15 protein-coding genes are annotated in these 13,756 nt (G+C 37.2%); 7 read left to right on the top strand and 8 right to left on the bottom strand.

Going from position 1 to position 13,756, the window contains the following annotated elements:
• Positions 1-5: 5 nt before the first annotated feature.
• From accB to H344_RS0102230, 4 genes are all read left to right on the top strand, one after another.
• A complete protein-coding gene (gene accB, locus H344_RS0102215; RefSeq protein WP_026808790.1) occupies positions 6-497 on the top strand; it encodes an acetyl-CoA carboxylase biotin carboxyl carrier protein in 492 nt (163 codons plus the stop codon).
• Between the two features lie 90 nt (positions 498-587).
• Positions 588-1,940 (top strand): acetyl-CoA carboxylase biotin carboxylase subunit, encoded by a 1,353-nt coding sequence (gene accC / locus H344_RS0102220; protein ID WP_026808791.1) that lies wholly within the window; start codon positions 588-590, stop codon positions 1,938-1,940.
• A 189-nt stretch (positions 1,941-2,129) separates the two neighbouring features.
• Positions 2,130-3,242 (top strand): NAD(P)/FAD-dependent oxidoreductase, encoded by a 1,113-nt coding sequence (locus tag H344_RS0102225; RefSeq protein ID WP_026808792.1) that lies wholly within the window; start codon positions 2,130-2,132, stop codon positions 3,240-3,242.
• Positions 3,243-3,296: 54 nt separating this feature from the next.
• Positions 3,297-3,752, top strand: coding sequence for a 3-oxoacyl-ACP synthase (locus H344_RS0102230; protein ID WP_026808793.1), 456 nt, complete (start codon positions 3,297-3,299; stop codon positions 3,750-3,752).
• 2 nt (positions 3,753-3,754) lie between these two features.
• Here the strand turns inward: H344_RS0102230 and arfB are convergent, their stop codons facing one another.
• The 7 genes from arfB to H344_RS0102265 form a co-directional block, all read right to left on the bottom strand.
• Positions 3,755-4,159: an alternative ribosome rescue aminoacyl-tRNA hydrolase ArfB gene (gene arfB, locus H344_RS0102235; protein ID WP_026808794.1), complete on the bottom strand. Its 405-nt coding sequence runs from the start codon at positions 4,157-4,159 to the stop codon at positions 3,755-3,757.
• An 11-nt stretch (positions 4,160-4,170) separates the two neighbouring features.
• Positions 4,171-5,145 carry an ABC transporter ATP-binding protein gene (locus H344_RS0102240; RefSeq protein ID WP_026808795.1) on the bottom strand — a complete coding sequence of 325 codons (975 nt, stop codon included), beginning with the start codon at positions 5,143-5,145 and terminating at the stop codon, positions 4,171-4,173.
• A 105-nt stretch (positions 5,146-5,250) separates the two neighbouring features.
• The gene (locus H344_RS0102245) at positions 5,251-7,395 is read right to left on the bottom strand and encodes a prolyl oligopeptidase family serine peptidase (protein ID WP_026808796.1); all 2,145 of its coding nucleotides are present in this window, start codon (positions 7,393-7,395) and stop codon (positions 5,251-5,253) included.
• A 152-nt stretch (positions 7,396-7,547) separates the two neighbouring features.
• The gene (locus H344_RS0102250) at positions 7,548-8,537 is read right to left on the bottom strand and encodes an aspartate-semialdehyde dehydrogenase (RefSeq protein ID WP_026808797.1); all 990 of its coding nucleotides are present in this window, start codon (positions 8,535-8,537) and stop codon (positions 7,548-7,550) included.
• A 210-nt stretch (positions 8,538-8,747) separates the two neighbouring features.
• Positions 8,748-9,155, bottom strand: coding sequence for a large conductance mechanosensitive channel protein MscL (gene mscL, locus H344_RS0102255; protein ID WP_026808798.1), 408 nt, complete (start codon positions 9,153-9,155; stop codon positions 8,748-8,750).
• 72 nt (positions 9,156-9,227) lie between these two features.
• Positions 9,228-10,337 (bottom strand): alanine racemase, encoded by a 1,110-nt coding sequence (gene alr, locus H344_RS0102260; RefSeq protein ID WP_026808799.1) that lies wholly within the window; start codon positions 10,335-10,337, stop codon positions 9,228-9,230.
• Positions 10,338-10,973, bottom strand: coding sequence for a thymidine kinase (locus tag H344_RS0102265; RefSeq protein WP_026808800.1), 636 nt, complete (start codon positions 10,971-10,973; stop codon positions 10,338-10,340).
• Between the two features lie 202 nt (positions 10,974-11,175).
• On the opposite strand from H344_RS0102265, the gene H344_RS0102270 reads away from it, so the two are divergent.
• Both H344_RS0102270 and rsmI read left to right on the top strand, forming a co-directional pair.
• Entirely contained in the window at positions 11,176-11,853 is a 678-nt protein-coding gene (locus H344_RS0102270) for a hypothetical protein (protein ID WP_026808801.1), read from the top strand.
• Positions 11,854-11,975: 122 nt separating this feature from the next.
• Positions 11,976-12,647, top strand: a complete 672-nt coding sequence (gene rsmI, locus H344_RS0102275) for a 16S rRNA (cytidine(1402)-2'-O)-methyltransferase (RefSeq protein WP_026808802.1) — start codon at positions 11,976-11,978, stop codon at positions 12,645-12,647.
• A 34-nt stretch (positions 12,648-12,681) separates the two neighbouring features.
• Here rsmI and H344_RS0102280 read toward each other — a convergent pair whose 3' ends face one another.
• Positions 12,682-13,272, bottom strand: coding sequence for a carboxymuconolactone decarboxylase family protein (locus H344_RS0102280; RefSeq protein WP_026808803.1), 591 nt, complete (start codon positions 13,270-13,272; stop codon positions 12,682-12,684).
• 55 nt (positions 13,273-13,327) lie between these two features.
• Here H344_RS0102280 and H344_RS0102285 point away from each other — a divergent pair, with 55 nt between their 5' ends.
• Positions 13,328-13,747, top strand: coding sequence for an OsmC family protein (locus H344_RS0102285; protein WP_026808804.1), 420 nt, complete (start codon positions 13,328-13,330; stop codon positions 13,745-13,747).
• Positions 13,748-13,756 lie beyond the last annotated feature (9 nt).

Here is a 13,756-nt window from a genome sequence, read left to right on the forward strand (position 1 = left end):
GAACTATGGATATCAAAGAAATTCAAAGCTTAATTAAATTTGTTGCCAAATCTGGGGCAAGTGAAGTGAAATTGGAGATGGAAGATATAAAAATCACCATCCGTACCGGAAAGGGAGAAAGTTCACAAGAGCCTACTTTTGTTCAGCATATCCCTATGAATGCTCCTATGCCTCAACAAGCTATACAACAACAAGCTCAAGGAGAGCAGCCTTCTGTAGAAATTACTAAAAAGGCAGAAGCAGCAGAAGATGATAAGTATGTCACTATAAAGTCACCTATCATTGGAACCTTCTATAGAAAACCTGCGCCAGATAAGCCAGTGTTTGTAGAGGTTGGAAGTGTTATTAAGAAAGGGGATGTACTTTGTGTTATTGAGGCTATGAAGTTATTCAATGATATAGAATCAGAAGTTTCTGGAAAGATCGTAAAAGTACTTGTGGACGATAGTTCACCAGTAGAATTTGATCAGCCATTATTTTTGGTAGACCCCTCATAAGAAATTTTTAAATACTAAATGTGGATGAACTCGTTTAAATCGAGATCATACGTGTTTAAAAATTTGGAATACGAATTAAAATTTCAAGAGATGTTTAAAAAAATACTTATTGCAAATAGGGGAGAAATAGCGCTGCGTATTATTCGTACCTGTAAGGAAATGGGAATAAAGACAGTAGCGGTCTACTCCAAAGCAGATGAGGAAAGTCTTCACGTTCGTTTTGCGGATGAAGCGGTATGTATAGGGCCAGCGGCAAGTAGTGAATCGTATTTAAAAATACCAAATATCATAGCAGCTGCAGAAATAACCAATGCAGATGCCATTCATCCAGGATATGGTTTTCTTTCTGAAAATTCTAAGTTCTCAAAGATCTGTGCTGAGCACGATATTAAGTTTATTGGACCTTCTGGAGAGCACATCGATAGAATGGGTGATAAAGCTACCGCTAAAGAAACCATGAAAAAAGCGGGTGTCCCTACGATTCCAGGATCAGAAGGACTTTTAAAGGACTATGAAGATGCTAAAAAAGTAGCCAAGAAAATGGGCTACCCCGTAATGATAAAGGCTACCGCCGGTGGTGGTGGAAAGGGAATGCGAGCAGTCTTTAAAGAAGAAGACCTTCAGAAGCATTTTGAAGGAGCAGTACAAGAAGCTACTGCGGCTTTTGGTAATGGCGGTATGTATATGGAAAAGCTTATTGAGGAGCCACGACATATAGAAATCCAGGTTGTTGGAGACCAGTATGGAAAAGCATGTCACCTTTCTGAAAGAGATTGTTCTATACAACGTAGACACCAAAAGTTAACTGAAGAGACTCCTTCTCCTTTTATGACAGATAAGTTAAGGGATGCTATGGGGGAAGCAGCAGTAAAAGCGGCAGAATATATAAAATACGAAGGAGCTGGTACTATAGAATTTTTGGTAGATAAGCATAGGAATTTCTATTTCATGGAAATGAATACCAGAATCCAAGTAGAGCACCCTATTACCGAGCAGGTAATAGACTACGACCTAATTAGGGAACAGATTCTAGTTGCAGCAGGTGTGCCAATTTCTGGTAGAAATTACTATCCTAAACTACACTCTATTGAATGTAGGATTAATGCTGAAGATCCCTATAATAACTTTAGGCCTTCACCAGGAAAAATTACCACCCTACATACCCCAGGGGGTCACGGAATTAGATTAGATACCCATGTGTATAGTGGATATACTATTCCTTCTAACTATGACTCCATGATTGCAAAGTTGATCACAACTGCACAAACTAGAGAGGAAGCCATTAATAAAATGAAACGTGCGTTGGACGAATTTGTAATAGAGGGAGTTAAGACCACTATTCCTTTCCACAGACAATTAATGGACCATCCAGATTACCTAGCAGGAAATTATACTACAAAGTTTATGGAAGACTTTGAGATGGAACCAATGCCTGAAGAATAACATAGGCAGACATAATATATTATCTTTTATAGGCGAAGTATTCAGTTTCTCGGAACAGAATATTTCGCTTTTTTTATTGGAAAACCTCTTGTTCTTAATTAAGGCAGATTATAAGATGTGCCTCTTAGAAATATAGTTTTTATTCCATTCTTTTTCTTACTTTACCTTCTCTTAAAGCAGTGAGAAGATATGAATTTTAGTTATTGGGAGTATAATACATGGCTTGCTAACATAGACTTTACCGTTGTTGGTAGTGGTATTGTTGGACTTAATTGTGCTCTTCACCTTAAAAATCGATTTCCTAAGGCTAAAATTCTGGTTGTAGAAAAAGGAATATTGCCACAGGGAGCTAGTACAAAGAATGCGGGTTTTTCCTGTTTTGGTAGTATTTCCGAGGTTTTGTCTGACCTGGAGACCCATACAGAGGACGAGGTGGTAAAGCTGGTTCAAAAGCGCTGGGATGGTGTGCAGTTGTTGAGAAAGACTTTGGGCGATGCGCAATTAGATTATAGGAATTATGGTGGCCATGAGGTTTTTCTTAAAGAGCATCAAGAATTATATGAGCGCTGCTTAGAAGGGGTGGGGAAGGCAAATACCCTATTAAAATCGGTGTTTAAATCTGATTGTTTTAGGTTGCAAGCCAATACTTATCATTTTAAAAAGATTCAAGGTAATTATATCAGTTCTTCTTTTGAAGGACAAATAGACACGGGGATGATGATGGATGCGCTGCTTAGAAAAGTGCAGAAAGCCGGAATTAATATCCTTAATGGAATCCAGGTAACATCTTTTGAGGAATTTGATAATCACCTTGAAGTGCATACAAGTGAATTTGATTTTAAAACGCAGCACTTATTTGTTGCTACAAACGGTTTTGCGGCCCAATTGATTAAAGAAGATGTAAGACCAGCTAGAGCTCAAGTGATGATTACCAAGCCTATTAAAAACCTTTCTATTAAAGGGACGTTTCATCTAGAGGAGGGGTATTATTATTTTAGGAATGTTGGAGACAGAATTCTTTTGGGAGGGGGGAGAAATCTCGATTTTAAAGCGGAAGAAACAACTGCTTTTGGAGAAACTCCTATAGTACAAAATCGCTTGGAAGAAATAATGCGGACCATTATTTTACCAAATAATCCATTTCAAATACATCAAAGATGGAGTGGTATAATGGGAGTTGGGAGGCAGAAAAAACCTATTGTAAGACAATTATCAAATCGTGTGTATTGCGGTGTAAGAATGGGAGGTATGGGAATTGCTATTGGGAGTAGTATTGGTAAGGAATTGGCAGATCTTGCTTAGTAGAAAGGTAATGCAAAAGACAAGGTTAGGGTCAATAATTAATAGCTATTAGATATGAATATTACACCAAAAGAACAGCTCTATAGTAGCTGTAAGACTTATATTGAAGAACGATTGCTTAGAATACAAGGTGGAATAACTTCCTTAGAAGAGGCCTTAACCTCCGAAACCAAAAGTAGCGCCGGTGATAAACACGAAACTGGTAGAGCTATGATCCAATTAGAACGTGAGAAGTTGGGAAAGCAATTGGCAGAGGTGCAATTATTACAAGAACGTTTTAAAAAAGTTCCGTTGCAACGCAAGTCCAATCAGGTGATATTGGGAAGTGTGGTTTACACTAGTAAGCATCATTATTATATAGGGATTAGTGCAGGTAAAATTCTAGTAGACGGGGAAATCTATTATGCTATCGCTCCAGATACTCCTATGGGCAAAATATTGATGGGAAAATCTATTGGGGAAAAGATATTCTTTAATGGATCAGAATTTAAGATCAAAGAAATTGAATAGATCTAATCTAATTTTGGCTTCCCCCTGTTAGCCTTTTTTAGGGCAGACCTTTTCTTTTGTTTTAACCTTTTTTCAATGGAAGATCGGGTGGGTTTGGTTTTTCTTCTGACTTTAGGTACCCTTAAGCCGAATGCTATCGTTTCCAGAAATTTCTTTATTACTAAATCTTTATTCTTGTGCTGACTACGAGTTTCTTCGCTCCATAACAGTAAGACGTTATCTTTCGTTAGCTTATGAGATAATTTTTTTAGAATCCTACTTTTCTCGTTATCACTAAGTGCGTTGGACTCTTGAACGTTAAAGTATAATTCTACTTTAGAGGAAACTTTATTAACATGTTGGCCACCTGCACCGCTACTGCGAACTGCCTTAAATTGTAACTCCTGTATAAGCTGTTCTTTGTCCAAAATGAAGTTTATTATTGTTTTAGTCGTTGATTTATGGTCTCTATGGCAATATTTAAATATACTTTCTTTTTTGGTTTTATGGCTTTAGAGGAATGAAATCGGATTTTTTCATCTCCAGAGTGCCCTACTATTAGATAGTAGCTGCCCATAAAATAGCTTTTCTCTACAATAACTGGGATGCCCGATTTTTTAGAGGCTTTAAGCTCATGTGCATACACAATTATTTTACGCTTTGTATTGGCATAGGATTTTACAATTTCTATAGGAATGTGGTTAGCTTCACCAAATAGGCTGGCGGTGTAAATAGTTTTGGGGTTAAAATAAAGCGATTCCGTAGCTTCATCAGCTAATATTTCTTGATCTTTAAGTACAATAATTCGGTCTGCATAACCCAAAATATCCTGATGATCATGGGTTGCGGTAATGCAACTAATACCTTTCTTTTTTAGGTAGTTGAAGAGGTTTCTTCTTAAATCGTTCTTCCTAAAATTATCTATGTGAGCAAAGGGTTCGTCTAAAAGCAGTAATTCTGGCTCCTGTGCTAATACCCTCGCAAGGGCTACTCGTTGCTGTTGTCCTCCGCTTAGCTTTTCTACCATAACTTTGGCGTATTCCGTCATTTCTATCATTTCTAAAAGCTCTTGGGTTCGCTCCATTAACTCGTCTGGATAGAAAACAGATAAAAATTGACTTACATTTTCTTCTACGGTAGTATAGGCCATTAGTTGCAAGTCTTGCGCTAGGTATTTCATATAGGGCTCTCCAGGCACCAAATTAAAATTAGGTCCTAAGACTTTTTTGTCTTCCCAATATATTTCTCCTTCTGTGGGTTGTAATAATCCGTAAATAAGCTTTAGTAATGTGCTCTTTCCACAACCGCTTTGTCCAACAATAGATACATGCTCCCCTTTATCAACCTTAAAATCTAAATCGATTAAAGTTGGTTTTTTGTTATATGAAAATGAAAGGGAATTTACTTGTAACATGATGGTTAATGGCTATAACTGCTAATTATGGAATAAAAAAAGTCCATTTCAATAATGAAATGGACTTAACAAAAGTATTAATTTAATTGAAAACTAAGCTTTTATTTATTTTAAAACTGATGGGTTAGGAAGATCCTGGAAACCCATATTAAATAAGGTAAACCCAAAAATATCTGCAGTTTGCTCAATAGTTTTACTTATTGGGGTACCTGCACCATGTCCGGCGTTTATTTCTATTCTAATAAGAGTAGGGTTATTTCCAGTTTGTTTATCTTGTAGTTCCGCAGCAAATTTAAAGCTATGTGCAGGCACTACCCTATCATCATGGTCTCCTGTAGTTACAAGAGTTGCGGGGTAACTGACTCCCTTTTTAACGTTATGTACTGGTGAATAATTTTTTAGATATTGGAACATTTCCTCACTATCTTCTGCAGTTCCATAATCGTAGGCCCAACCAGCTCCCGCAGTAAAGGTATGGTAACGTAACATGTCTAATACACCCACAGCTGGAAGCGCTACCTTCATTAATTCTGGTCTTTGTGTCATAGTGGCTCCAACTAATAATCCGCCGTTAGAACCTCCTCTAATGGCTAAATAGTCGCTAGAAGTATAGTTGTTGTCAATTAAGTATTCAGCAGCAGCAATAAAATCGTCAAAAACGTTTTGCTTTTGTAATTGGGTACCTGCATCATGCCACTTTTTACCATATTCGCCACCACCCCTTAAATTAGGAACGGCATAAATTCCGCCTTGTTCCATCCATACTGCATTGATAATGCTAAAAGAAGGAGTTAGGCTGATGTTAAATCCACCATATCCATATAGGATAGTCGGATTTTTACCATTTAGTTCTAGCCCTTTTTTGTGGGTGATGATCATGGGGATCTTTGTGCCGTCTTTGGAGGTGTAAAACACCTGTTTAGACTCGTATCCTTCGGGATTAAAATCTATTTCTGGCTTCCAATACAATTCATATTCACCAGAATCTACATTGTATTTATAAGAAGAAGATGGTGTGTTATAATTGGTAAAGGAGAAATAGAATTCTTTATCCTCTTTTTTTCCGCCAAAACCACCAGCAGTACCTACACCAGGTAGTTTTACCTCACGTATTTTATTTCCCTCATAATCGTATTGGTACACTTTGGAGATGGCATCTACCATATAATTTGTAAAAATATAGCCTCCGCCTGTACCAGGGGTGAGTACGTTTTCTGTCTCTGGAATTAGATCTGTCCAATTTTCTGGTGCTGGATTAGCAGCATCTACGGTTACGATTCTTTTATTGGGGGCATCCAAATTGGTCACTAAATATAGTTTGGAACCTACATTGTCTAATATGGAAGTATCAGAATCGGTGTGATCTACTATGGGTATTAATTTGCTACCTGGCTTAGTAAGATCTTTAATAAATAGTTTGTTGCCCGATGTTGACACGGAAGCAGATACCAATAGGTATTTGTTGTCTTCTGTAACGCTACCACCTACGTAACGGTGTTTTTCGGAGGCGATTCCTCCAAAGATTATCTCGTCTTCCTTTTGAGAAGTACCTAATTTATGGTAGTATAGCTTGTGCTGATCTGTTTTTGCTGATAATTCACTGCCTTTAGGCTTATCATAACTAGAATAGAAGAAGCCTTCATTTCCTTTCCAAGAGATGCCACTAAATTTGATGTCTACTAAGGTGTCTTCAACAATTTTTCTAGTTTCTGTTTCTAATACGATTACCTTGCGCCAATCGCTACCTCCTTCAGATATGGAGTATGCAGCTATAGAGCCATCGTCAGAAAAGCTTAGGCCAGCTAAAGAAGTAGTTCCGTCTTCGGAGAAGGTGTTGGGATCTAAGAATACCTCCTCTTCACCATTTTCTTTGGTACGGTATATTACATACTGATTTTGGAGTCCGTCGTTTTTAGAAAAGTAAGTGTAATTACCTTCCTTAAAAGGAGAACCTAATTTTTCGTAATTCCATAATTTTTCCAAACGATTTTTTAAATCGGCTCTAAAAGGAATTTGATCTAGATAATCAAAAGTGGACTTATTTTGGTCTTTAACCCAAGCCTCTGTTTCTTTACTTCTATCATCTTCTAACCAGCGGTAGGGGTCCGGTACATCGGTTCCGAAATAGTGGTCTACCGTATCAACTTTTTTTGTGCTAGGATAATTCAAAACAATAGGGTCTTTTTTTTGATTTGTGCCACAAGCGAGTACAACGCTTGCCGCGATTGTGGATAATACTATTTTCTTCATTTATATTTAATCTATGTGATTGCCAAAAATACTACAAAAAATACCTTTGCGACAATAAGGTCACAAAGGTATTTTTATGTATTAATGTCCCCTTGGAGTTGGGGTTGTAAAGTTTTAGTCGCCTTTTCTTAGAAAGTGAGCTTATTGTTTGTTTATACTAAACTGTTTTCAACAAGATACTCTGCAATCTGTATAACATTAGTGGCGGCTCCTTTTCTTAGGTTGTCTGCAACAATCCACATATTTAAGGTGTTCGCCTGTGTTTCGTCTCTTCTTATTCTTCCAACAAAAACCTCATCCTTTTCATTGGCGTAAATAGGCATAGGATAGGTGTTGGTATCTGGGTTATCCTGTACTATAATCCCCTTGGTTTCGCTTAGCATTTTTCTTACTTCGGAAAGATCAAAGTCATTCTCAAACTCCACGTTTACAGATTCGGAATGTCCTCCAGAAGTAGGAATACGTACAGCAGTCGCAGTTACGGAGAAACTATTGTCGTTAAATATTTTTAAAGGTTCCTGAGCCAACTTCATTTCCTCCTTAGTGTAGCCGTTTTCTAAGAATACGTCACAATGTGGAAGTGCATTTTTTCCTATAGGATAAGGATAGGCCATTTCGCCTTGTACTCCAGCAATTTCATTTTCTAATTGTTGCACTGCCTTTACCCCAGTACCTGATACAGACTGGTAGGTAGAAACAACTACTCGTTTCATTTTATATTTCTTATGCAAAGGAGATAGTGCCAAAACCATCTGTATAGTAGAACAGTTTGGACTAGCTATTATTTTATCTTCCTTGGTAAGTTCATTTGCATTAATTTCTGGAACAATCAATTTCTTAGAAGGGTCCATTCGCCAAGCAGAGGAATTGTCGATTACCGTTATTCCTGCTGATGCAAATTTAGGTGCCCACTCTAGAGAGGTGTCCCCGCCTGCCGAAAATACAGCTATATCCGGCTTTGCTTCTAAGGCCGTTTGTAGGCCTATAAGGGTGTGCTCCTTCCCTTGGAACATTAATTTTTTACCTACAGATCTTTCTGAGGCTACCAATAACAATTCTGTTAATGGAAAGTTGCGTTCTGCTAATACTTTTAGCATTACTTCTCCAACCATTCCAGTTGCTCCAACTACAGCTACTTTCATTATTAATGTATTAAAATTGAGAAGGCAAAGGTACTCATTAATGCATTGAGAACAATGCGATTAATCTAATTTATTAAAAATATAACAAAAAGTTATAAATATCACTGAAGTATAAAAAAAACCGTCAGCCTTTTTGATATAAATGGGCTGACGGTTTAGGTTGGTCGGTAGTTGGTCTTAGTTTAGACCGGAACTTTAGTATTGAATTGATTATTTTTTCAACAAATCTCTGATTTGCATTAATAACTCCTCTTGCGTTGGTCCTTTTGGAGCTTCTTTTTTAGGAGCAGGTGGTGTTTTTGTTTTATTGTAAGCTTTTACAATCATGAAAAGCACAAAACCTACAATCACTAAATTAACGATAGAGTTTATCCATGCTCCATAACGGATAGCACTCTCCGGTTTGGTAACTGTTCCATCAGCAGCAACTATAGCTTCTGATAGTACAATCTGCATTTCTGAGAAATCCATGCCGCCTGCAAAATACCCTACAATTGGCATCATAATGTCATTTACAAAGCCATTAACTACTAAGCTGACAGCTCCAGCCAGAATTACCGCAACGGCTAAATCAATGACATTTCCTGTCATGATGAAATTTTTAAATTCTTTTAACATAGTTTAAGGGTTGGTTATTATCTACTGCAATGTAGTGAAAAAAATCATTCTTAACAAAATGCTAAAAAAATATTAATTATCTAAATAAACACGTCTTATACGTTGTGAAATTCCAGTAAGAAGCTCGTAAGATATAGAATTGCTATAAGAGGCCATTTTATCTGCGCTATGGTTTTTGCCAAAAACAATAACTTCATCACCTTCCTTACAATCTATCTCCGTAATATCTATCATTAGCATATCCATACAAACATTCCCTATAATGGGGGCAAGTTGTTCGTTAATCCATACGTGGCCTTTGTGATTTCCATAAACTCTGCCAATGCCATCGGCGTGTCCAATGGGCAGGGTTGCTGTTACCATGGGTGAATTGGAAATAAAACCTCTGTTGTAACCAACGCTTTCATTAGGGCCAATATGGTGAATCTGGGAAACAATTGTCTTTAAGGTAGCGACTGGGATTAATTTAGCATCTTCGGAAGCCTCATTACCATAACCATAAAGTCCAATTCCGCTTCTAACCATATTATATTGAGCTTCTGGATAATTAATTATTCCAGAGGTATTCAATATATGTTTTAATGGTTGATAGTCTAATTTGCTCGTTAATGTCTTGCTAATTCTTTCGAAGGTTGCTATTTGTGAAAGGGTAAACGCCTTTTCACTTAAATCTTCGGATGCAGCTAGATGTGATAATATGGAGGTTACTTTAATTTGTTGCGCTCCTTTCAATTGATCTGCTATGAAATCCACCTCATTTTCAGAAAAACCTATTCTATTAAGTCCGGTATTAAGTTTTAAATGAACAGGATAATTTGATTGTTTTAAGGCTTTAGCGGTCTGTAAAAAAGAGGTAAGCATTGTTGGGGAGTACAAGCTAGGCTCTAAGCAGCGCTCTATTAAAGTAGTATATTGTACCCTTTGGGGATGGAGTACTAGAATAGGCAGTTTTATGCCAGCATCTCTTAAAACAACGCCCTCATAGGTATAGGCAACTGCTAGGTAGTTAGCACCTAAGGCCTCTAGTTTTTTTGCAATAGCAACCGAGTCACTACCGTAGGCAAATGCTTTTACCACTCCCAAGAAAAGGGTGTCTTTATTAATTTTAGACCGTAGATAGTGGTAATTGTGCTCTAGTGCCTGTAGATCTATTTCCAGAACGGTTTCCTCAACCATGTTTATTTATATTTTTTTAGGGGATATTATTTCCTCAGAAGTAACTTTTATAGTGTTTACTTTCTCCTTCAGCATGGCTTTGTAGTAGGCAGCTCTACTTAGGGGCTCGTACTCTTCTACCTCGCCTAATAGAACTAGGTTTTCATTGTTGTTCTTTCTAAAGCTGTAGTTAGCTAAATTTCCGGTTCGGGTACAAACAGCGTGTACTTTTGTAACATATTCTGCAGTAGCCATAAGTGCAGGCATGGGGCCAAAAGGGTTACCCTTGAAATCCATATCTAGTCCTGCTACTACCACTCGAACTCCTTTATTTGCTAAGTCGTTACATACGGTTACGATTTCATCATCAAAGAATTGAGCTTCATCAATACCTACTACATCACAGCCATCAGCTAACAGGCGTATATTGGTAGCTGCAGGTACAGGAGTAGAACGTATTTCATTGGCATCATGGGAGATTACCATTTCTTCATGATATCTAGTGTCTATCATGGGTTTAAAGATCTCCACTTTTTGTTTTGCGAACTGAGCTCGCTTAAGACGTCGGATGAGTTCCTCGGTCTTTCCGGAGAACATGGAACCACAGATAACTTCTATCCATCCGAATTGTTCTTTAGGGTTAACAGTATTTTCGAGAAACATTTTGTAATTTTAGACGAAAGTTATTTGTTTTCCGTTAGTTTAATAGGAGGCATAAAATTATCAAAAAAATAATCCATGTGGCAGTAATGTTGGGAAAAGTTGAGTAAAGGTTCATTTTTTTATAGCCACACCTAATAGAACATTGTATAATTGTGAAATTGGAGCTCCCTTGGAGTCCAGCTTATAGTAAAAATCACTAAAAATGAAAAAGAGACTAAAAGAGGAATTAAGGATATTATCTACCGAAATTATAACTGCAAAAAATACGGGGGAAATTACTTCGCTATACGATGCGGCAAGGGAATTATATGAAAAGTTAGCGGTCCTAAAATATATTGAAGAGAAATTAAACGAAGTAGAGATAGACGTTTCTAAGAGTGCTATTGGTTCTAAATTTGAAACCATGGCTAATTCTGTGCTAAGTGCAAACTCATCTGTACCAGAAAGCAATCCGCATAAAGAAGACATTATTACTCCAGGGATAGATACAATTAAGGATATGGTTTCAGAAATGCCAAATCCTACTACTATAGATGAGGTTCTTTCTCAGTTTTCTTCCAACTCAGATTTAATCAATGATAAAGATCTTTTTACACCTAAGGTGGAGGCACATACAAGGCCAGTAACCAAGACAATCACGAACCACACGCATAGGAATATTAAGATAGATCTAAATGATAAGCTAGCTTTTGTTAAGCATCTATTTAATAATAGCATGGAAGATTATAATAGGGTGTTGTCTCAACTTAGCACAATAGATACTGAAGAACGGTCTATTTCTTTTATTGTTAATATGGTAAAACCAGATTATGATAATTGGATAGGTAAGGAAGAGTACGAAGCTCGATTTATGAATTTAATTTCCCGAAAGTTTTCCTAGGGTTAAGCTAAAAATATCACATAAAATTGATGTGCTTTTCTAAAGTTAGAAGGTGCTTCATATATTAATGATGTGATGTGGGGGATTTATTTGATTATTTTTGCCAGCTATCAAAACGTTTAATGGGGAAATTATATATTGTACCAACACCAATAGGTAATCTTGAAGATATTACTTTTAGGGCTATTCGAGTTCTAAAAGAGGTAGATTTAATTTTAGCCGAAGATACTAGGACCAGTGGTAAATTGCTACATCACTATGAGATAGGCACTAATATGCAGAGTCATCATATGCACAATGAGCATAAAATGGTGGATGGTATTATTAGGCGATTAGAGGCTGGAGAGAATATCGCTCTCATTTCTGATGCCGGTACCCCCGCTATTTCAGATCCCGGGTTTTTACTGACCCGTGCCTGTGTCCAAAATAATATAGAAGTAGAATGTCTTCCGGGAGCTACAGCATTTGTTCCAGCATTGGTAAACAGTGGGCTACCCAATGATAAATTTGTATTTGAAGGATTTTTACCTGTGAAGAAAGGAAGGCAAACAAGGCTAACACTACTTGCAGAGGAGTCTAGGACTATTATTTTCTATGAGTCGCCCCACAAACTAGTGAAAACCCTAGGTCAATTGGTTACATATTTTGGAGCGGATAGGCAAATCTCAGTGTCTAGGGAAATTTCCAAGATGTATGAGGAAACTATAAGAGGTACTGTAAGTGAAGTGTTGGATCATTTCACAGCAAATCCTCCTAAAGGTGAAATTGTGATGGTTTTGGCAGGTAAAAAATAATTAGCAAATAGTAGTGCGTTTTATTAGGTAATAATTAAACGTGCTTTCCTTGCTTCCACCCATATTTTTCTAGATATCGTTTTCCGGTTTTTATAGCGTCTTCTTCCATTGTGGTTCCCATGGTATCATTCCATCTATTTAAAAAGCCGAATAGAGAAATAACGCCAAGCATTTCTACGATCTCGCCTTCATCCCAATATTTATAAAGGGCATTTTTAATTTTTGGACTCATGGTATTGGGAACTTGGGAAGCTGCTAAACTAAAGTCCAGGGCAGCTCTTTCTGCTTCTGAAAAAGCAGCATGTGTTCTGTACTCCCATATATTATTTAATTTTTCAGCCTCGGCACCAAAGCGTTCAGCGGCAAGTATTGCATGAGCCTGACAATATCTGCATCCAGTGGCATTACTGCTAACCCATGCGATCATTCGCTTTAAAGCAGAGTCTACCCTTCCCTCATTAGTCATTACAGCCTTATTTAAATTTATAAAGGCCTTAGATATTTCGGGTCTGTGCTGCATAGTCAATACAGAATTGGGACAGAATCCCAAAGTTTCGTTGAAAAATTCTGCCAAAACTTTAGTTTCGGGGTCGTGGGTTGGATCTAATGGTTTAACGAGCGGCATGGTTATATATTTATACGTATTTTTGGCTCCTACAAGTAACAAAAATTTTATACTGATGACAAATCATATTACTACAAAATGGTTAGGCAACATGACCTTTGAAAGCAATAACCCTTCTGGGAATAACTTAATTATAGATATTGCGAAGGAAGATGGTGGAGGAGGACAAGGATATCGTCCTAAGGCTTTAATGTTAAGTAGCCTTGCTGGCTGCTCTGGTCTTGATGTAGCCTCCTTAATTAAAAAAATGAAATTGGAAGTAGAGGAGTTTAGAATAGAGACTATTGCCGATATTACTGAAGAACACCCAAAATATTATGATAAGGTAACTATAGAGTATCATTTTAAGGGTGCTAATTTGGAGGAGAAAAAATTACAACGAGCAGTAGATCTTTCCATTGAAAAGTATTGCGGTGTAATGGAAATGTTTAGAAAATTTGCCAAATTAGAAATCAAAACCATATTTCATAAGTAATTCTAAGAA

The sequence above is a fragment of the Arenibacter latericius DSM 15913 genome (genome assembly GCF_000424985.1).
In the GTDB taxonomy this organism is placed as follows: domain Bacteria; phylum Bacteroidota; class Bacteroidia; order Flavobacteriales; family Flavobacteriaceae; genus Arenibacter; species Arenibacter latericius.

Excerpts from the sequence above, each read along its gene's own strand:
- H344_RS0102250 (WP_026808797.1), bottom strand. The coding sequence starts at position 8,537 with ATGAAAGTAGCTGTAGTTGGAGCAACTGGAATGGTTGGAGAAGTAATG.
- accC (WP_026808791.1), top strand. The coding sequence starts at position 588 with ATGTTTAAAAAAATACTTATTGCAAATAGGGGAGAAATAGCGCTGCGT.
- accB (WP_026808790.1), top strand. The coding sequence starts at position 6 with ATGGATATCAAAGAAATTCAAAGCTTAATTAAATTTGTTGCCAAATCT.
- H344_RS0102265 (WP_026808800.1), bottom strand. The coding sequence starts at position 10,973 with ATGTTTCTCGAAAATACTGTTAACCCTAAAGAACAATTCGGATGGATA.
- H344_RS0102270 (WP_026808801.1), top strand. The coding sequence starts at position 11,176 with ATGAAAAAGAGACTAAAAGAGGAATTAAGGATATTATCTACCGAAATT.
- H344_RS0102280 (WP_026808803.1), bottom strand. The coding sequence starts at position 13,272 with ATGCCGCTCGTTAAACCATTAGATCCAACCCACGACCCCGAAACTAAA.
- mscL (WP_026808798.1), bottom strand. The coding sequence starts at position 9,155 with ATGTTAAAAGAATTTAAAAATTTCATCATGACAGGAAATGTCATTGAT.
- H344_RS0102245 (WP_026808796.1), bottom strand. The coding sequence starts at position 7,395 with ATGAAGAAAATAGTATTATCCACAATCGCGGCAAGCGTTGTACTCGCT.
- H344_RS0102225 (WP_026808792.1), top strand. The coding sequence starts at position 2,130 with ATGAATTTTAGTTATTGGGAGTATAATACATGGCTTGCTAACATAGAC.
- H344_RS0102285 (WP_026808804.1), top strand. The coding sequence starts at position 13,328 with ATGACAAATCATATTACTACAAAATGGTTAGGCAACATGACCTTTGAA.
- rsmI (WP_026808802.1), top strand. The coding sequence starts at position 11,976 with ATGGGGAAATTATATATTGTACCAACACCAATAGGTAATCTTGAAGAT.
- H344_RS0102240 (WP_026808795.1), bottom strand. The coding sequence starts at position 5,145 with ATGTTACAAGTAAATTCCCTTTCATTTTCATATAACAAAAAACCAACT.
- H344_RS0102230 (WP_026808793.1), top strand. The coding sequence starts at position 3,297 with ATGAATATTACACCAAAAGAACAGCTCTATAGTAGCTGTAAGACTTAT.